This window comes from Trinickia sp. NRRL B-1857 (assembly GCF_050470685.1).
Lineage (GTDB): Bacteria > Pseudomonadota > Gammaproteobacteria > Burkholderiales > Burkholderiaceae > Trinickia.
In genome coordinates this window covers 301005-319476 of record NZ_JBFLUK010000001.1, presented here as the reverse complement: position 1 = coordinate 319476, position 18472 = coordinate 301005, and the positions used below count along the sequence as shown (strand labels likewise).

General features: G+C 60.6%; 15 protein-coding genes and 1 tRNA gene. 5 read left to right on the top strand and 11 right to left on the bottom strand.

The window, feature by feature from the left end; genetic code table 11:
• Positions 1-9 precede the first annotated feature (9 nt).
• The 4 genes from AB1286_RS01480 to AB1286_RS01465 all read right to left on the bottom strand — a co-directional run bounded on the left by AB1286_RS01480 (position 10) and on the right by AB1286_RS01465 (position 4031).
• A complete protein-coding gene (locus AB1286_RS01480) occupies positions 10-330 on the bottom strand; it encodes a UxaA family hydrolase (protein WP_430361593.1) in 321 nt (106 codons plus the stop codon).
• Between the two features lie 6 nt (positions 331-336).
• A complete protein-coding gene (locus AB1286_RS01475) occupies positions 337-1377 on the bottom strand; it encodes an ABC transporter permease (protein ID WP_430361592.1) in 1041 nt (346 codons plus the stop codon).
• Positions 1367-2926 carry a sugar ABC transporter ATP-binding protein gene (locus AB1286_RS01470; protein WP_430361591.1) on the bottom strand — a complete coding sequence of 520 codons (1560 nt, stop codon included), beginning with the start codon at positions 2924-2926 and terminating at the stop codon, positions 1367-1369. Before AB1286_RS01470 ends, AB1286_RS01475 begins: the two co-directional genes overlap by 11 nt.
• 61 nt (positions 2927-2987) lie before the next feature.
• Positions 2988-4031 carry a sugar ABC transporter substrate-binding protein gene (locus AB1286_RS01465; protein ID WP_430364953.1) on the bottom strand — a complete coding sequence of 348 codons (1044 nt, stop codon included), beginning with the start codon at positions 4029-4031 and terminating at the stop codon, positions 2988-2990.
• A 402-nt stretch (positions 4032-4433) separates the two neighbouring features.
• Here AB1286_RS01465 and AB1286_RS01460 point away from each other — a divergent pair, with 402 nt between their 5' ends.
• The 4 genes from AB1286_RS01460 to AB1286_RS01445 all read left to right on the top strand — a co-directional run bounded on the left by AB1286_RS01460 (position 4434) and on the right by AB1286_RS01445 (position 8125).
• The gene (locus AB1286_RS01460) at positions 4434-5252 is read left to right on the top strand and encodes an IclR family transcriptional regulator (RefSeq protein ID WP_430361590.1); all 819 of its coding nucleotides are present in this window, start codon (positions 4434-4436) and stop codon (positions 5250-5252) included.
• A gap of 134 nt (positions 5253-5386) precedes the next feature.
• Positions 5387-6868, top strand: coding sequence for a diguanylate cyclase domain-containing protein (locus tag AB1286_RS01455; RefSeq protein WP_430361589.1), 1482 nt, complete (start codon positions 5387-5389; stop codon positions 6866-6868).
• 59 nt (positions 6869-6927) lie between these two features.
• Entirely contained in the window at positions 6928-7494 is a 567-nt protein-coding gene (locus tag AB1286_RS01450; RefSeq protein WP_430361588.1) for a TetR/AcrR family transcriptional regulator, read from the top strand.
• A 205-nt stretch (positions 7495-7699) separates the two neighbouring features.
• A complete protein-coding gene (locus AB1286_RS01445; RefSeq protein ID WP_430361587.1) occupies positions 7700-8125 on the top strand; it encodes an organic hydroperoxide resistance protein in 426 nt (141 codons plus the stop codon).
• A gap of 245 nt (positions 8126-8370) precedes the next feature.
• Here AB1286_RS01445 and AB1286_RS01440 read toward each other — a convergent pair whose 3' ends face one another.
• Positions 8371-8694, bottom strand: a complete 324-nt coding sequence (locus AB1286_RS01440; RefSeq protein WP_430361586.1) for a DUF4148 domain-containing protein — start codon at positions 8692-8694, stop codon at positions 8371-8373.
• A gap of 232 nt (positions 8695-8926) precedes the next feature.
• Between AB1286_RS01440 and AB1286_RS01435 the strand changes: the two genes are divergently transcribed.
• Entirely contained in the window at positions 8927-9874 is a 948-nt protein-coding gene (locus AB1286_RS01435) for a LysR family transcriptional regulator (protein ID WP_430361585.1), read from the top strand.
• Between the two features lie 61 nt (positions 9875-9935).
• On the opposite strand, the gene AB1286_RS01430 is transcribed toward AB1286_RS01435, so the two are convergent.
• From AB1286_RS01430 to clpP, 6 genes are all read right to left on the bottom strand, one after another.
• The gene (locus AB1286_RS01430) at positions 9936-12659 is read right to left on the bottom strand and encodes an AAA domain-containing protein (protein ID WP_430361584.1); all 2724 of its coding nucleotides are present in this window, start codon (positions 12657-12659) and stop codon (positions 9936-9938) included.
• Positions 12660-12975: 316 nt separating this feature from the next.
• Positions 12976-13051, bottom strand: a tRNA-Val gene (locus tag AB1286_RS01425).
• Between the two features lie 61 nt (positions 13052-13112).
• A complete protein-coding gene (locus tag AB1286_RS01420) occupies positions 13113-13385 on the bottom strand; it encodes an HU family DNA-binding protein (RefSeq protein WP_102649170.1) in 273 nt (90 codons plus the stop codon).
• A gap of 288 nt (positions 13386-13673) precedes the next feature.
• The gene (gene lon / locus AB1286_RS01415; RefSeq protein WP_430361583.1) at positions 13674-16091 is read right to left on the bottom strand and encodes an endopeptidase La; all 2418 of its coding nucleotides are present in this window, start codon (positions 16089-16091) and stop codon (positions 13674-13676) included.
• 182 nt (positions 16092-16273) lie between these two features.
• Entirely contained in the window at positions 16274-17545 is a 1272-nt protein-coding gene (gene clpX / locus AB1286_RS01410) for an ATP-dependent Clp protease ATP-binding subunit ClpX (RefSeq protein WP_430361582.1), read from the bottom strand.
• A gap of 204 nt (positions 17546-17749) precedes the next feature.
• Positions 17750-18403, bottom strand: a complete 654-nt coding sequence (gene clpP / locus AB1286_RS01405; RefSeq protein WP_102649167.1) for an ATP-dependent Clp endopeptidase proteolytic subunit ClpP — start codon at positions 18401-18403, stop codon at positions 17750-17752.
• Positions 18404-18472: the final 69 nt, after the last annotated feature.

Sequence of the window (18472 nt, the reverse complement as noted above, 5' to 3'; positions counted from 1 at the left end):
AAGAAGCGGTTACGACTTGTCGCGCTCGACGTAGGCATGGCCCGCATCGAGCGTGTACGTCGGGAGATAGTCGCTTTCCAGGTTGTGCGTATGCAGGTGCTCGCCCTTGGCGATAGCGCGCGTCACATGACCGATCGGCGCGCCGTAGCGCACGACCTTCTCATCGGCAGGCAAGGCGCGGCGGGCGAGCTTGTGCCCTAGCGCGATCGTCTCGGCGAGCACGACCGTATCGCCTTCGATCTCGAGCGCCGTACCCGCGGCGAGCGTCGTCGCGGCAATAAGGCAGTTGTCCTCGGGCGACAGCAAAAGTAGACGTGAATCGAGCGTCATCGTTCGTCACTCCTGGCTGCCGGCTACGCGAGCGATCATCAGCGAGCCGAGGATGATCGCGCCGTAAATCGCCTGAATCCAAAACGAAGGCACCTGAGCCAGCGTCAACAGGTTCTGTACGACGCCTAGCAGCAGCACGCCGGTAAGCGCGCCGAACATCGTCCCCTTGCCGCCGTCGAGCGAAATACCCCCGATCACGGCCGCGGCGAACACGGTGAAGATCATCCCGTTGCCTTGATTGGCGTTGATGGCTCCGACATAACCGGTCACGATGAGCCCGCCGATCGACGCAAGCGCACTGCCGAGCACGAACACGCCCCAGATCACGCGCTCGACGCGAATACCCGCCGCTCGCGCCGCCTGCGCATTGCCGCCGATCGCATAGAGCGCGCGGCCGAGCCGGTGATACCGCAGCATGAACGCGGCGAACGCGAAAGCAGCGGCCGCGAGCCACACCGAAAGCGGCAAACCGAACAAGGTCACGGTGGCGAGCGCGAAAAACGACGGCGGCATATCGAACAGCGTGCCGCCCTTGGTTGCACCGACGAGCATGCCGCGCAAGACGATCAGCATCGCCAGCGTGACGATGAATGCATTCAAGCGCAGCCGTACGACGAGCAGCCCGTTGACCCAGCCGATGAGCGCGCCCACGGCGACGATGACCGCAAGCCCCGCGAGCGGCGGCCACTGCCAGCCGAAGCCCGCCGAACTCGCCGGCATCACGAGCATGGCGCCGAGCGCGGGCGCGAAGCCCACCGTGGATTCGAGCGATAGATCGAACTTGCCGACGATGACGATCAACGACTCGGCGAGTACGACCAGCGCGAGCGCCGCCGATGCGCCGAGTACGCTGACGAGGTTTGCGCGCGTCAGAAAACTCGGGCTGACCCAGGCGCCGACCGCGATCAATACGGCCAGCGCGGGCAATAGCGCCAGATCGCGCCAACGCGCGAGATCGATGCGAGCGCGGATCGTGCGATCCCTGCTTGCGACGGCAAATCCGGCCGCGCGTGCCTGCGGCCCCGGGCTCGAGAAACTAGGCTTCATTGAGATCGACTCCTTCGATCGATGCGATCATTTCTTGATCGGCCCATCCGGCCGTGAACTCGCGGGCGATGCGTCCGCGGAACATGACGAGTACGCGATCGCAGCCGCGCAAGTCGTCGATTTCGCCGCTCGCGACGACAACGGCGCGGCCCTCCTCGCGCGCGCGTTCGGCCATCGCGAGCAACGCCTCTTTCGACTTGACGTCGACGCCTGCGGTGGGATCGATGAGCACGAGCACGCGTGGATTGGTCGCCAATGCGCGCGCCATGACGACCTTTTGCTGGTTGCCGCCCGATAAACCGGACACCGGGACGAGCGGCCCTGAAGCGACGATGCCGAGCGTATCGATCGCGTCGCCGGCGAGCCGGGCCTTGACCGAGGGGCGCACGAACCCGAACCGAGCCAGTTTGCGCGTGAGCGTCATCGTGGCGTTTTCGGCGATCGACTGCGAGAGCACGAGGCCCTCGCGATGACGATCCTTCGGCACGCACCCGATTCCCGCATCGAGCGCGGCCGGCACGTCGCCATAGGGCAGCGTCACGCTGGCCGCGCCGTCGGCCGGATGAACGCGAACGGCGCCGGCTTGGGGCCGGCGTAGCCCCGCTATCGCTTCGGCGACGCTCGTGCGTCCGCTGCTCGTTGCGCCGGCGAGGCCGACGACTTCGCCGCGCCGTACGCCGAACGAGACCGCCTCGAAATCGGCACCGCCGAGCGCGTCGACCTCGAGCGCAACGGCGGCGCCGGTCAGCGGGGCCCGGCGCGAGGCATCGGCGCACGCGACGCCACCGGCCTCGCCCGTCATGGCTTCGATCAACGCTTCCCTCGGCAATTGCTCCACGCGCGCAGTCAAAATCCGGCGCGCATCGCGCAACACCGTAACCGCTTGGCAAATCTCGTAGACCTCTTGCAAGTGATGCGAGATGAACAAGAAAGTCACGCCTTCGCGCTGCAACTCCTCGATGCGACGGAAGAGCCGCTTGATCTCGTCGCCGTCGAGTTGCGCGGTGGGCTCGTCGAGAATGATGAAGCGTGCGCCGTGCGACAAGGCGCGTGCAATCTCGACGAGTTGCCTCGCCTCGACGCCCAGATCGCCGCAGCGCGCATCCTCGCGCACATCGATATGCCAATGATCGAGCAGTGCGCGCGCTTCGCGACGCATCGCCCGCCAGTCGATCATGCCCCGCCGCACCGGTTGCCGATTGACGAACAGATTCTCCGCGACGCTCAGTTCCGCGATGACGGTGGAATGCTGATAGACGCAGGCCACGCGCTCGCGCCAAGCATCGCGATCGGCGATAGGCGGTGCACTCTCGCCGCCGAAACGGATTTCGCCTTGGCAGGGCTTGCGCAGGCCCGTCAGCAGCGAAACGAGCGTCGACTTGCCCGCTCCGTTGCGGCCCACGAGCGCATGCGACTCGCCCGGCATAACACGCAGATCGACGCCGGCGAGCGCCGTGGTCGAACCGAAACGCTTGGTGGCGCCGAGCGCCTCGACGACCGGCGGCGTCGAAGGCTCGGATGCTTCGCTAAAAAGAGGAACGGCTCCCATATCGGCTCGCTTCAAACGGTGGGTCGATGGCTGTCGCGTTCGCACCGGGGATACGCCCCGGTCACTTGAGCGTATTGCCCCACAAGCTCTTATCGTCCACGTTCGCTTTCGTGACGAGCGGAGCCGGCAATTGGTCTTCTAAGATGCCGGGCGCCAGTTGAACGATCGTGCTGCCGTGATCGGTCGGGCCAGGCTTGAACGTTTTGCCGGCGAGCGTTTCCTTCATGTACCAGAGGCCATACTTGGCGTAGCTATCGGCCGGCTGCGAGACCGTCGCATCGATCTCGCCCTTGCGGATCGCATCGAACTCTTGCGGAATGCCGTCGTTACTGACGATGACGATATGTTTCGCGTCGCCCACGGGAAACAGCATGTTTTTGCGACGCAGCGTTTGCAGCGTCGGAGACAGATAGACGCCGCCCGCCTGCATATAGATGCCTTTGACGTCGGGGTTCGCCGTCAGCAAGCTATCGAGCGCGGAAGCGGCGACATCGCCCTTCCACGCCGCCGGAATTTCGAGCACTTGCAGCTTCGGATAGTGGCTCTTGATGCACGACCGGAACGCTTCCGACCGGTCGCGGCCATTGACCGAAGCCAGATCGCCCATGATCTGCACGACCTTGCCCGCGCTGACGTGATCGCCGATGTACATGCACGCTTTTTCGCCGTAGGCGCGGTTATCGGCGCGCACGACCATCGCCACCTTGCCCTGCGTGGGCGCCACGTCGACCGCCACGACGGGCACCTGCTTGGCCGACGCCGCAGCCAGCGCGCGGCTGATGGCGGCCGAATCGAGCGGTCCGGTCACGATGCCCTTCACGCCTTGGTTCAGCAAATTGTTGATGTCGGTGATCTGCTGAGCCGGGTCGCCGTTGGAGTTGACGGGGGCGAGCATGTCGAGCCCGAGCTGCTTGGCGTATTGCGGCAGGTAGTTGTTGTAGGCCTGCCAGAAGGGCGAAGTCAGCAACGGCAGATTCGCGCCGATGGCGTCGCTTGCCGCGTTTGCCACCCCCGTCGCGCTGCCCGCGACGAGCGCCACGGCCAGTATCGAGGCCGCGCGCCGCGCCCGTCCCTTGGCGGGCGAAGCGGATCCGCCCCTACGCATCGGCGCACTCAAGCGCTTCGATGCGAAACGAACTGCACGAACTACCCAACGCCCGGCGCTAACCGGTTCCATGCTCGGTGTCATAGTCGTCTCCTGGCTCAAATGCGCGCTTTCACGCTGCCTTGAGCTCCATGCTTCGCGATATTGCGTCGGCAAGACGCAACGGGGGCGGGCCGATCTGGCCCGATCTTATGGTCCGCTCTACGGCGGCTTCGTTATGCTGCTGCTTTGGGCATCGGAGGCGACGAAGATGCGTCGGTCCGTGCCGTGCGCCGGCGGCGATCGTCGCCGATGCATTGATTCATGGATGAACTTATTATTCATATACGGACGGTCGAACGTCAAGACCGACGCTTGCCCGTGTTTTCCCTTAAGTACCCCTATGTTCCGAGGCTGCGCTCTGTGAAATCCGCGAAATCCACTCCCTCGGCCGACAGCACCGTCGACGCAGCGCTCGACGAAGCGGACCGTTACCGTGCCCCGGCGCTCGATAAAGGACTCGACATCCTGGAGTTGTTGTCCGAACAAAAAGACGGCCTAACGCGCGCCGAAATCATGAAAGCGCTCGGCCGCAACGCGAGCGAGATCTACCGGATGCTCGAGCGCCTGGTCGCGAGGCAATACGTCGTGCGCTCCGCGGGCGGCGATCGCTACTCGCTCAGTTTGAAGCTGTTCGCGCTGGCGCATCGTCACCCGCCGATGAATCGCTTTATCTCGGCAGCGCTGCCCGTCATGCAGTCGTTCGCCGACGAGGCCGAGCAGTCGTGCCACTTAACGGTCTACGACCGCGGCAACTTGCTCGTCATCGCCCAAGTCGACGGGCCCGGTACCTGGGGACTGTCGATTCGGCTCGGCTCGCACGTGGGGTTGATCGATACGGCTTCAGGGCAAGTCATGCTGGCGTTCCAAAGCGAGGGCGAGCGAGCGCGCATGCTGGCCGAACACACGAAGGTCAAGGGTGAAATCGCGCTCGACGAGAACGCGCTCCACTCGACGTTGGCGTCGATCCGCGACCACGGCCATTTGCGCAAAGACAGCGCGCAGACGTTCGGGGTGACCGACGTGACGTTCCCGATCCTGGGTCCGGCGGGCCATGCGATCGCGTCGCTGACGACGCCGTATATGCGGCGCATCGACGAATACGTCGCGCCTTCGCTCGACCAGGTGACGACGATGCTGGAAGCGGCCGCAGCCAACTTGTGCATGCATGAGGCACACTAACGCCGGCCTGCGAATGGGGCAATTTGCCGCTTCGTTCCCGCCTTTAGTTTGGATGCCGAGCCGCCGTTAACCGAGATGAGAACTTCCATGCGGCATCACCGCATCGCCCGATGCTCATCGCCGAAAAGCGCCCTATGAAATCAGCCACATTGAACGAAGGACCGGCCCTCGACGCATCGAGGGTTGCCCCGCTCGACTTATTCGATCTCACACCCACGTCGTTATGGCTCGAGGATTACAGCCTCTTGCGCGCCCTGTTCGACGCCTGGCGCGACGAGGGCGTCACCGATATCCGCGCGTTCCTCGAAGCCGACACCCAGCGCGTCGCACAATGTTCCGCCTGCATCCGGGTGCTCAAAGTCAACCGCCGGACGCTAGCGCTGTACGGCGCGCGCGACTTCGACGAACTCTCGTCGCGCCTAGCGGACGTGCTGCGCGACGACATGCTCGAAGCGCATATCGAAGAGCTCGAACAAATGTGGTCGGGCAGCCTGACGTTCGAGAGCAAGAGCGTCAACTACCGGCTCGACGGCCGGCGCCTCGACATCATGCTCAAGGGCGTCATCATGCCGGGGCACGAAACGACCTGGGATCGCGTGCTCGTCGCCATCGACGACATCACCGACCTCGAAGACGCACGCCGGCGGGCGCTTGCAAGTCATCAGTACGCGCAAGGGCTGTTCGAGCATGCCCCCGTGTCGTTGTGGATCGAGGATTTCCGCCGCATCAAGACGCTCCTCGACGAAGTACGCGAGCAAGGCATCAGCGACTTTCGCACGTTCACCGATGTTCACCCGGAATTCGTCGAGCGCTGCATGGAGGAAATCGTCGTGCTCGACGTCAACCGCTACACGGTCGACTTGTTCAAGGCGGACGACAAGGCCTCGCTCTTGGGCCGCCTGCCTGAAGTCTTTCGCGACGACATGCGCCCGCACTTCCGCGAGCAGTTGATCGATCTCTGGGAGGGCCGCCTCTTTCAGCAACGCGAGGTTTTGAATTACTCGCTCGACGGCAGCGAAGTGCATTTGCACCTGCAATTCTCGGTCTTTCCGGGCCACGAGCGCGACTGGGATCTCGTGCTGCTCGCGCTCACCGATATCACCGCGCGGAAAAAGGCCGAGGCCTACCTCGAGTATCTCGGCAAGCACGACGTACTGACCAAGCTGAAGAACCGTTCGTTTTATGTCGACGAATTGAACCGGCTCGAACGTAAGGGGCCCTTCCCCGTGAGCGCGATCATCGTCGATTTGAATCATCTGAAGACGGTCAACGACCAACTCGGCCACGCCGCCGGCGATGCCTTGCTGCGCCGTGCCGGCGAGGTGCTCGCCAAGGCGATCCACAAACCGTATCAAGCCGCGCGCATCGGCGGCGACGAGTTCGCTGTGTTGCTCCCCGGCGCCAACGAGCGCGAAACGGAGGTTGTGGCCGACGGGATTCGTCAGATCGTCGAGCTGAACAATCAATTCTATTCGGGGCCGACTTTGAGCTTTTCGATGGGTTGGTCGACGTGCGACCGCGGCGAACGACTCGAAGACATGTTGCGCGAGGCCGACGTGGCCATGTACGAGGACAAGCGCCGGCACCACGCGCCCGAGACCGAATCCGAGGCCTAACTTCGACTCGACGCACAAAGCGCTTGACTATCTACCTACTAGTAGATAAAGTACGCCACATGGAAACGACGAAGACAGTCCGCGAGCAAATCCTCGATCACGCCGTCACCCTAATGATGTTGCGGGGTTACAACGGGTTTAGTTATCGCGACTTGTCGGACCTCGTCGGCGTGAAGACGTCGAGCATTCACTACTATTTCCCGTCGAAAGACGACCTGGTGCTCGAAGCCGTTCAGGCCTATACGCGAGAAGTGCAGGACGCGGTGCAAACGATCGATGCCGGGCTTTCGGCCGAGGGCAAACTCGCGAAGTTCGCGAAGATGTTCGGCCGAACGCTTGGTGACGGCGACCAGATTTGCCTATGCGGCATGCTTGCCGCCGATATCGAAACGTTGCCGGAGCCCGTTCGTCTCGCGGTGCAAGCGTTTTTCAAGGCCAATGAGGCTTGGCTGGCGAAAGTTTTTGCCGAGGGCGCGCACGACGGCACCCTGACAACGCAAGCCGAGCCCGAACAAGCGGCACGCGCTTTCTTCGCGGCACTCCAGGGCGCCGGGTTAGCTAGCCGACTGTTCCGCACTAAGAGCCGGCTGGAGGAAGTCGAAGCGACGTTCAAGTCGTCGAAGTAGAGGTAAAGCGGCATCACTAGAAGTCGGGGCGTGTTTTGGCGCCCTTTCTGTTGGCTCGATTATCTATCTCCTAGTAGATAGATATAATATCGACGCAGTAGTGGTCGAGCAGTTCGCAGCAACCGGCAGTGTTGTATGAATGGCCTGGCTTGAATCGGCTGGGCGACTGAACCCTCAACATTCAATTACCGATAGGAGTTGCATCATGTCGATCGAAAAAGTTCTCTACCGTGCTCACGCTCGTGCAACGGGTGGCCGTGACGGCCGTGCTGTGGTGGCCGACAGCAGTCTCGACCTGCGCTTGACGACGCCGCGCGAGTTGGGCGGTGCCGGCGGCGACGGCGCAAACCCCGAGCAATTGTTCGCGGCGGGCTATAGCGCCTGCTTCATCGGCGCGATGAAATTCGTGGCGGCACGCGACAAGATCGCCCTGCCGCAAGACGTATCGATCGAAGGCAGCGTCGGCATCGGCGCGATTCCCAACGGCTTCGGCATCGAAGTGGAATTGAAGATTTCGTTGCCCGGCATGGACCGCGAGAGCGCACAAGCGCTGATCGAAAAAGCGCACATGGTCTGCCCGTATTCGAACGCCACGCGCAATAACATCGACGTGACGCTGACGCTCGTCTAAAGCGCGTACGAAGAAAAAAGCCCAGGCCGAGATGGCCTGGGCAAACACCACCGGGAAACCCAGCGGCTCGGAGACATTGAGCTACGCTTGCCCGGCCCTGACAGGGGCCGGGCTACTTGCATTGCGTCGCAGGTCGAAAGGACGAAAGGACGAAAGGACGAATACGCCGTTTCCGGCGCTACGCCAACTGGGCGATGCCTCAAAAGCGCATCGCCCAGTTGCTTAACTTGTGCAAGCTCGAGTGCTTAGTTGTGCTGATAAATCGGCGGCGAGTACGAGCTAGCCGCACCGCTGCTTACGCTGTGGCCCGCTTGCGACGTGCCTTCGACGCTCGGCCCGTAGCCGCTCGTATTGGCCGCGCCTTGTTCGGCGCTGACGCGTTGTTCCGCGGCTTGAACGTTTTCCGGGTAGTGCAGCCAGTCGCGCGGGTTGTAACCGGCGTGCTCTAGGCGCACCAAGTCGGCACGCACTTGTTCGCGCGTGAGCGGTTGATTCGACTGAGCGAACGACGATGCGACAGGGGCGACGAGCGCGACGGCAACGACGAGTTGCTTGATGAGCGTATTCATGATGACGACCTCCGACTACTGTTATAAGGAGCTGCGAACACAGTCGTGTGCAGCAGGTGAATGCAGTGTAGGCTTAGGGTCTTCCCGGATAAAGCCGCTTTTCCGGAATTCATTGGTGCCGCTGGGATAACAATCGGCGGGCGTGGCTGGCATGCTCGGCGCAGCACCGCGCGGCTGTCCGATCACGAGCCATTGGGCGGCGATAAAAGAACGATACGGAGGGAGTCAGGTCATGGACCGCTTCTTTGCAATGAAGGTGTTCACGCGCGTTGTCGAGTCGCGCAGCTTCGTCAAGGCGGCCGAATCGCTGCAATTGGCAGCGCCGCAGGTCTCGCGCACGGTGCAAGCGCTCGAAGCGCATTTAGGCGCCCGTTTGCTCAATCGCACGACGCGCAGCATTAGCGTCACGGACGACGGCGAGGCCTACTATCAGCGCAGCATCCGCGTGTTGGCCGAAGTGGATGAAATGGAGGCCGAACTCACGCACGCGAAGCTGAACCCCAAGGGAAGGCTGAAAGTGAATCTGCCCGCGCTGATCGCAAAGATGATCATCATCCCCGCCCTGCCCGATTTCTTCGAACGCTATCCGGATATCGAAATCGAAATGGGCTTGAGCGACCGGCAAGTCGACATCGTCGAGGAAGGTGTGGACTGTGTGATACGGACAGGGGAGCTCGAGGATTCGGGGCTGGTGGCGCGGCGCATCGGCAATATGCGGCGCATCACATGCGCATCGCCTAAATACCTCGAGAAATATGGCGAGCCCAAAACGATTGCCGATCTTCACACCCACATTGGGGTGAACTACGTTTCGAGCAACACGGGTCGCGTGCGCGGCTGGGATTATGTCGTGGGCGGCGTCGTCGAGACAGTCGACATGCACGGGCTGATTGCCGTAAACGACGTCGACGCTTATATCTCTTGCGGCCTACATGGGCTCGGGCTGCTCAAGAGCGCGATCTATCCGATCGCGCCGCATCTGGAGAGCGGTGAGCTCGTCGAAATCTTGAAAGACTACTGCTCGCCGCCGCGGCCGATTTCGATCATGTATGCGCGCAATCGACACTTGCCGCGCAAGGTGCGTGTGTTCGCGGATTGGGTCGCCGAAGTATTCGCGCGAGAGCCGCTGATGCAGACGGCGGCTCGTACTAAAGCAAGCGTGGGGGCGCAGGCGGCGTAAGCGCCGCGATTCCGGCGCGAACGGATTTCGCCGCTCGCGTCGTCGACTGCTCACGGAAGATTCAAGTGGTAGAGGTCCCGTTTGCCCATCGGCTCAAGAACGCCGCGATCTTTTCTTCGATATGGCTCTCGACGGTTCGCAAGCGAAGCAAAGCAATGCCGCCCTTTTCGAGGATGCTGTTTTTTAGCGCATCGCGCTCGGTCTGCTCCACCGTGTCATGCATGCCGCCGTCCACTTCGATCACCCCCAACGGCATCTTCCCCACCTTGAAATAGACGACGAAATCGCAGCTCGCGCGGTTTTTCATGAAGGAGCGCTCGCGCGGCGTCAATGCCACGTTGGCCGACGAGACCAATTGAATCAACGGCACTTGCGCGTGATACATCATCGACTGATGAGCCTTCACGGAAAGCGCATCGCGCAATAACTGCGCCGCGATTTGCTCCGACTTGAATTTCGAATCGCTCGGTCGCAGCCGGGCATTGAGCCGCTCCAGCGATCGATCGTATTCCTTATAGAGCAGGTCGAAGGCGGAGATGACCGGGGCGCGCAGGATCTGCTGCTCGTGAGCGTAGTATTCGATGTAGCGCACCAAGGCGGCGATGTGTCCGTTGTTGTGCGCGAAAACATTATCGCCCGTCACGAGGGTGAACGCGTTCTTCGCTCTCGATACCGCTACATTGACTAGGTGAGGATCGTCGACGAACCCCAAGCGGGCCTGGCTTGCACGCTTCTTATCGAGCACCGTGGAAAATACGATTTCATCGCACTCCCTGCCCTGAAATTTATGCACGGTGTTATTGACGAAATCACCGGGCAATTGCGTGCGCGAGAGCGCGACTTGCGCGTTGTACGGCGCGATGAATCCCCTACTGTTCTCGCCGTCCCAGTCCGCCTCGTCCACCTTGTCCAACCTGTCGAGCAACGAATCCAACTCGCGCCGGTTCGTGTTGCCTCGCGTGTGATTTCCCTTCGCGGTGACGATGAGCTTCAAGGCGGGCTCGCCGGCGTCACGGGTCATCGGGATAAGCTGATTGTCGTAAAACTGTTGATTGCAGAACTGAATGATTTTCGGGTGGCACCGATAGTGTTCTTTCAGCAGCGTGATCGGCATCGCATCGTTGAATAGGCCGACGCACGAATCGAGCAAGCTGTACTTGTCACAGTCGTAAAATGGGTCGGGCGGCGCAATGCAGAGCTTGGCCGGAATATGCGGAAGCTGCTTTCTATCGCCGACGACGATCAGGTTCCGCGCACAGCCCAACGCCAATATGCCGGGCACGATATCTTGCTGCGAGGCTTCATCGATCACCACGTAGTCTAGGATCGCCCCGCCGGCGATAGAGTTGACGATGGAATGCGTGCTGCTGCCGACAATCGGGTAGCGCTTGAGGAACGCGTCGAAGTTTCTCCGGTAGGTTAGCGAATCGAATACTTCCTCGCCGGAGATATGTCGATGGAGGTAGTGCTTGAGATACGCCATCGATCCCCGACGTAGCTCGTATAGCAAGGCCTCGAAGTTGCCGCTTTCCAAAACCGCTTGTTGCGCCGTCAATGCCGATCGCTTCTCCCGCAGCGCCTTTTCGTAGAATTCCAGTTGCAACGCATAAATTGCGGACCGTCGCTGCTCAGGTTCGCCGAACGGCTTCGCGCGAAAAATTCGGAAGTTGAGCAGCAGATCGATCCTGTCCTTCAGGCTGATGCGCTTCTCGGCGAGGTACGTTAGATAGGCCATCAAATCGGCGCTTTTCCGCGGGGAGAGCTTGTATTTCTCCAGCGAGACCGGTCCCGCTTCCATGTTCTCTAGCTGCCATTGCTGCAAGTACCGCTGCTCTACCATCAGTTCATCGATCGAGGCTTGTAAGCGCGCCGCCTCGTTTTGGGCTTGTAAAAGCCGTTTGAGCTTGGTCAGTACAGACTGGATGCTGCTCGTGCTGGGCGCGGGCTCGGGCGGCTCCGACGGCATCGCGGCCAGGTCGGCGAAGAAATCGGCTCGGTTCTCGGCGTTGCCTAGCTTAGCGACGAGATATTCGAGGCCAACCTTTTCGAGTTTTTCGTAGACATTCTCGACCGCGGCATTGTTGTTCGACACGATCGCGACGCTCTGCCCGCGCACGACTATATTGGCAAGGATGTTCAATATCGTTTGCGTCTTCCCCGTGCCCGGCGGACCTTCGATCAAGCTGATCTGGGAAGAGAAAGCGCGCTCGACGGCCTTCAACTGGCTCTCGTTTACGCCGAATGGATAGATGAGGAAATCATCCGCTTGCACCCGCGGTTGATTTTGACGCGTGCAGTAGGCATGCAGCGCCGTGTCCTCATGAGCAACCACCGTCTCGAGCTGCCGCAGGACATTGGCCGCAATATTCTTATCGGTTTTTGCCTCGTCCGCTCGAGCCTGCGCGACGGAGAGAAAGTACTCGAACGGCGCCTCGTTCTTGAACGACGCCTCCGACATGAACGCGATGCCATCGGCAGGCATCACATAGTTTTTCGGATTCCCTGCGTATTGGACGACGGCATATTTGCCGCCATAAATGACGGCCTTTTCGACGGCACTGAATATGGCACTTCCCTTCTTGACGAGGTATCTGCCGGTCGCCACCTCGGTGGGGACGATCTTGCACTCGCTGAGCGGACGAAAGTACGATTTTCCCGAGGGAAAATGACAGGTCAGCATCAACTCGTCGCGCTTATCACCCCACCAAAGCTCCCAGTCGCTGATCTGAGCTGTTTTGTCTTTCCCGTCGACGAAGACGGATGCATACCGCTTGTCTTGGGACATACATTGTTCGATCCGCATGATGACTGCGTTTATATTTAATTGGAATTCATCAATAAATATAAGCGCGCCATCCGTCAACCTGTAAGGTTTCGCGGGTGCGTGGGCATCTGCGATGCTGGCGGCGATGGCGGCATGCGGCGATCGCTCCTCGGGAGCCGCCGTGGGTGCTTCGATTGGGCAATGCTGGGCTGCGACGTGAGACTGCCGACGAAAAAGCCGCGCCCCAAACAAAAAACCCGCGAGGCCTAAAATGCCGACGCGGGTTTCCGGGTACCACGCTAGATCACCAAGGACCTAACTGAATCAATGCGAACGGTGGTGGGTGCTGAGAGGCTCGAACTCCCGACCTACGCCTTGTAAGGGCGCCGCTCTACCAACTGAGCTAAGCACCCCGTTCGCTTGCTGATTTCGCCTGGGTTGCGAGCGCTTGAACATTCACAACCAGCGAGCCCGCTAGTTTAACGCATCTTTCAGCGCTTTGCCAGGTTTAAATTTCGGAACCTTCGCGGCCTTGATTTTGATGGCTGCGCCGGTGCGCGGATTGCGGCCGGTTCGCGCCGTGCGTTTGCCTACGGCGAACGTGCCGAAGCCAACGAGCGTTACGGTGCCGCCCTTCTTGAGCGTGCCTTTCACGCCGCCGATCACGGCCTCGAGCGCCCGGCCCGCCGCTGCCTTCGATAGATCCGCTTGTTGTGCGATGTGGTCGATCAGTTCCGTCTTGTTCATCCGAATCCCCGATGATGATTGTTTCCCAACATCTGAATGGGCCCGTGAGCCGGCCGCAAGAAAGCGCAATCAATGCTGCGCGCGCTCCATTAAAAGTAGCCGAAACGGGAGTGTCAACGGGGGTTGTGCCGGATGTGCGCCATGCCGTTGCCGTCGCATTCGATATGAGCGGCGCGGATGCATAAGCGACGAAAGCCTTTGCAAAAACAAATAAAAAAACCCGCTAGCGTTGCATGATGCATAGCTAGCGGGTTTTACCAGCCGCACTTAAGCGGCCGTTAAGTCTCGTTAATGCTTCACGACGTCCGTCGCCCCCGCATCCTTCGCTGCCTCGCCAACCGGCGCAGCCTTCACCTCTTCCTCAACCAGCGGTTCCGGCGTACGTTCGAGGGCAAGCTCGAGCACCTTGTCGATCCACCGGACCGGCACGATCTCGATCGCGTTCTTCACGTTATCGGGGATGTCGGCCAAGTCCTTGACGTTCTCCTCGGGGATCAGCACGAGCTTAATGCCGCCACGATGCGCCGCCAGCAACTTCTCCTTCAACCCGCCGATCGGCAGCACTTCGCCACGCAGGGTAATTTCACCCGTCATCGCCACGTCAGCCCGCACGGGGATACCCGTGAGCACCGACACGAGCGCCGTCGTCATCGCGATACCGGCAGACGGACCGTCCTTGGGCGTCGCGCCTTCCGGCACGTGGATGTGAATGTCCTGCTTCTCGAACGCTTCGTCCTTGACGCCAAGGCGACGCGAGCGCGAACGCACCACCGAACGAGCCGCTTCGACCGACTCCTTCATCACGTCGCCGAGCGAACCCGTACGGATGACGTTGCCCTTGCCCGGCATCACCGCCGCTTCGATCGTCAGTAGATCGCCGCCCACTTCCGTCCAAGCGAGACCCGTGACCTGACCGATCTGGTTTTCCTTCGCGGCCAGACCGAAATCGTACTTGCGCACGCCGAGGAAGGTGTCGAGATTGCTGCCGTCCACCTTCACGGCGCCTTCGGCCTTCTTGAGCAGCAACATCTTCACGACCTTACGACAGATCTTCGACACTTCGCGCTCGAGCGAACGTACGCCCGCCTCACGCGTGTAGTAGCGAATGATGTCGCGGATCGCGGCTTCGGTAACCTCGATTTCGCCGTCGCGCAGGCCGTTGTTCTTCTTCTGCTTCGGCAACAGATAACGTTGCGCGATGCTGACCTTCTCGTCTTCCGTGTAGCCCGACAAGCGGATCACTTCCATCCGATCGAGCAGCGGCGGCGGAATGTTCAGCGAGTTCGACGTAGCCACGAACATCACGTCCGACAGATCGAAATCGACCTCGACATAGTGATCGGCGAACGTATGGTTCTGTTCGGGATCGAGCACCTCGAGCAGCGCCGACGACGGATCGCCGCGGAAATCCATACCCATCTTGTCGACTTCGTCGAGCAGGAAGAGCGGATTGCGCACGCCGACCTTCGTCAGGCTTTGCAGGATCTTGCCCGGCATCGAACCGATATACGTCCGGCGGTGACCGCGGATCTCGGCTTCGTCACGCACGCCGCCAAGCGCCATACGCACGAACTTACGGTTGGTCGCACGTGCGATCGACTGGCCCAGCGACGTCTTACCGACACCCGGAGGCCCGACGAGGCAGAGAATCGGCGCCTTCACCTTGTCCACGCGCTGTTGCACCGCGAGATACTCGAGAATACGTTCCTTGACCTTTTCGAGGCCGAAGTGATCTTCGTCGAGCACGCGTTCCGCGTTCGAGAGGTCGTTGTTGACCTTGCTCTTCTTACGCCACGGCAAAGCGATCAGCGTGTCGATGTAGTTGCGCACGACCGTGGCTTCCGCCGACATCGGCGACATCAGCTTGAGCTTCTTGAGCTCCGAATCGGCCTTCTTCTTGGCTTCCTTCGGCATGCGAGCAGCTTCGATGCGCTTCTCGAGTTCCTCGAGATCGGCACCCTCTTCGCCTTCGCCCAGCTCCTTCTGGATCGCCTTGACCTGCTCGTTCAGGTAGTACTCGCGCTGACTCTTTTCCATCTGGCGCTTGACGCGGCCACGGATGCGCTTTTCGACCTGAAGAATGTCGATTTCTGCTTCGAGCTGAGCGAGCAAGTGCTCGAGCCGTTCCACAACCGGGAACATCTCGAGAATGTGCTGCTTTTGATCGAGCTTGAGCGGCAAGTGCGCGGCGATCGTATCGGCCAGACGCCCGGCTTCGTCGATGCCCGCGAGCGACGTAAGAATCTCCGGCGGGATTTTCTTGTTCAGCTTCACGTACTGATCGAACTGCGACACGATCGCGCGGCGCAGCGCTTCGGTTTCGGCGCTATCGGCGTGATCCGGCTCGAGCGGCATGACTTCGCAGGAAAACTGCGTTTCCTGCTCTTCGATCGTCAGCGTTTTCGCGCGCTGCAAGCCCTCGACGAGCACCTTTACGGTGCCGTCGGGCAATTTCAGCATCTGTAGGATGTTGGCGATACACCCTACTTCATACATGTCCTTTTCGGTCGGCTCATCCTTGGCCGCGGTCTTCTGGGCGACGAGCATGATGTGCTTGCCGCCTTCCATCGCGACTTCAAGTGCCTTGATCGACTTGGGCCGCCCCACGAACAGGGGGATAACCATGTGCGGGAAAACGACGACGTCGCGCAACGGCAGCAACGGGAGCGTAATGCGCTCTTGAGGGAGGAGTTGGGTTCCTGACATTTCATTTCCCCATGAGTGGAATCAGTTCGTTCGGTAGTTGAGGCCCGCGGTGCGAATTGCAAGCCTGCGCGTGTGGGAAAAGTTCGATGTGTGCAGAAGCAGTCAGTGTTACCCACAAGATAAACGAAAAAAGCCGTTCACGTCTCCATGAACGGCCATTCCTGCGAAAGGTTTAGGGCTAATCAATTCGAGCCCGCAACCTTAGGCGATTCTTCATAGATGAGCAGGGGCTTGCCGTCGCCGTCGATAACGTTATCGTCGATGATGACCTTGCTGACCCCTTTCATCGCCGGCAATTCGTACATGACGTCGAGCAACGCCTGTTCCAGAATCGAACGCAGGCCGCGTGCGCCCGTCTTGCGGCGAATCGCCTTACGCGCCACGGCTTGCAACGCCGCCGGACGAATCTCGAGCTCGACACGCTCCATCGCAAACAGCTTGTTGTACTGCTTCACGAGGGCGTTCTTCGGCTCGACCAAGATCTTCATGAGCGCCGCTTCGTCGAGCTTGCCGAGCGTCGCCACCACGGGCAGACGGCCGATCAGTTCGGGGATCAACCCGAATTTGATCAAATCCTCGGGTTCGACTTCGCGCAGCACCTCGCCGGCGTCGCGCTCTTGCTTGCTCTTCACGCTCGCGCCGAAACCGATACCGGTTTTCTCTGTGCGGTCCGTGATGACCTTTTCGAGACCGTCGAACGCACCGCCGCAGATGAACAAGATGTTCGTCGTATCGACCTGGATGAAGTCTTGGTTCGGATGCTTACGCCCCCCTTGCGGCGGCACCGAAGCCATCGTGCCTTCGACGAGCTTGAGCAGGGCCTGTTGCACGCCCTCGCCCGACACGTCGCGCGTGATCGACGGGTTATCCGATTTACGGCTGATCTTGTCGATTTCGTCGATGTAGACGATGCCGCGCTGCGCCTTTTCGACTTCGTAGTTACAGTTTTGCAGCAGCTTCTGAATAATGTTCTCGACGTCTTCGCCGACGTAGCCGGCTTCGGTGAGCGTCGTTGCGTCTGCGATGACGAACGGGACGTTCAACAGCCGCGCGAGCGTCTGCGCGAGCAAGGTCTTGCCCGAACCGGTCGGTCCGATCAGCAGAATATTGCTCTTCGAGAGCTCGACTTCGTCTTTCTTGTCGAGATGCTTGAGCCGCTTGTAGTGGTTGTACACCGCCACGGCCAAAATCTTCTTTGCGCGCTCCTGCCCGATCACATATTGATCGAGGATGTCGCGGATCTCTTGCGGGCTAGGCAAATCGGATTTCGACAAGCCTGCGTCCGTGCCAGCTCCCGCGGCTTCGTCGCGAATGATCTCGTTGCACAAGTCGATGCATTCATCGCAGATGAACACAGACGGGCCTGCGATGAGCTTTTTGACCTCATGCTGGCTCTTGCCGCAAAACGAGCAATACAACAGCTTTTCGCTGTTCGAACCTTTCTTGTCCGCCATGGATATACGAGCCTCCGGACACTCGAATGACTGGCACGCCGTTCGCCGCCCTACCGCAGGGTCGGATCGAATCGGCTGGCCGGCGCGACGGCATATGCAATGACGTCAGCGCCCAGACCTATTATCGACCATTTATAACATCGCTTGAGTCGGCCGTCGCCCCTAAGAACAAACTCGGAGAAGCGCCAGCCCACGCACGATGCATCAAGGGCGCTTTTGGAGGACCTGATCGATGAGGCCGTAAGCCTGCGCGTCGTCGCCCGACATGAAATTATCGCGATCGGTATCGCGCGCGATACGCTCGACCGGCTGCCCCGTATGCTGAGCGAGCAACTGATTAAGCCGTTCCTTCAAATACAGGATTTCGCGCGCCTGAATCTCGATATCGGATGCCTGGCCACGCGCGCCGCCGAGCGGCTGGTGAATCATCACGCGCGCATTCGGCAATGCGAAACGCTTGCCCTTCGCGCCCGATGCCAGCAAGAACGCACCCATGCTGGCCGCGAGGCCCATGCACAGCGTCGAGACGTCGGGCTTAATGAACTGCATCGTGTCGTAAATCGCCATCCCGGCCGACACCGAGCCGCCGGGGCTGTTGATGTACAGGCTGATGTCCTTGTCGGGATTCTCGCTCTCGAGGAACAGCAATTGAGCCACGACCAGGTTAGCAGTTTGGTCGTTCACTTCGCCGACCATGAAAACCACACGCTCTTTGAGCAGGCGCGAATAAATATCGTACGAACGCTCGCCGCGGCCGCTCGTTTCGACGACGATCGGAACGAGCCCCAGCGCTTGCGCCTCGAAATCGCGCGGCGCGTGGGAAGCCAACGTGTCCAACAGTTGAGCGCGAGAGATCATGCAATGGATCCTTGTTCGGAATGGGTCTAGAAACGGCAGGAAGACAGCGCGCGCTCGCTGCGACGCAAC

Coding starts and splice junctions, on each gene's coding strand:
- AB1286_RS01435 (WP_430361585.1), top strand. CDS start 8,927: ATGGACCGCTTCTTTGCAATGAAGGTGTTCACGCGCGTTGTCGAGTCG.
- AB1286_RS01475 (WP_430361592.1), bottom strand. CDS start 1,377: ATGAAGCCTAGTTTCTCGAGCCCGGGGCCGCAGGCACGCGCGGCCGGA.
- AB1286_RS01450 (WP_430361588.1), top strand. CDS start 6,928: ATGGAAACGACGAAGACAGTCCGCGAGCAAATCCTCGATCACGCCGTC.
- lon (WP_430361583.1), bottom strand. CDS start 16,091: ATGTCAGGAACCCAACTCCTCCCTCAAGAGCGCATTACGCTCCCGTTG.
- AB1286_RS01470 (WP_430361591.1), bottom strand. CDS start 2,926: ATGGGAGCCGTTCCTCTTTTTAGCGAAGCATCCGAGCCTTCGACGCCG.
- AB1286_RS01430 (WP_430361584.1), bottom strand. CDS start 12,659: ATGTCCCAAGACAAGCGGTATGCATCCGTCTTCGTCGACGGGAAAGAC.
- AB1286_RS01480 (WP_430361593.1), bottom strand. CDS start 330: ATGACGCTCGATTCACGTCTACTTTTGCTGTCGCCCGAGGACAACTGC.
- clpP (WP_102649167.1), bottom strand. CDS start 18,403: ATGATCTCTCGCGCTCAACTGTTGGACACGTTGGCTTCCCACGCGCCG.
- AB1286_RS01465 (WP_430364953.1), bottom strand. CDS start 4,031: ATGCGTAGGGGCGGATCCGCTTCGCCCGCCAAGGGACGGGCGCGGCGC.
- AB1286_RS01445 (WP_430361587.1), top strand. CDS start 7,700: ATGTCGATCGAAAAAGTTCTCTACCGTGCTCACGCTCGTGCAACGGGT.
- clpX (WP_430361582.1), bottom strand. CDS start 17,545: ATGGCGGACAAGAAAGGTTCGAACAGCGAAAAGCTGTTGTATTGCTCG.
- AB1286_RS01440 (WP_430361586.1), bottom strand. CDS start 8,694: ATGAATACGCTCATCAAGCAACTCGTCGTTGCCGTCGCGCTCGTCGCC.
- AB1286_RS01420 (WP_102649170.1), bottom strand. CDS start 13,385: ATGAACAAGACGGAACTGATCGACCACATCGCACAACAAGCGGATCTA.
- AB1286_RS01455 (WP_430361589.1), top strand. CDS start 5,387: ATGAAATCAGCCACATTGAACGAAGGACCGGCCCTCGACGCATCGAGG.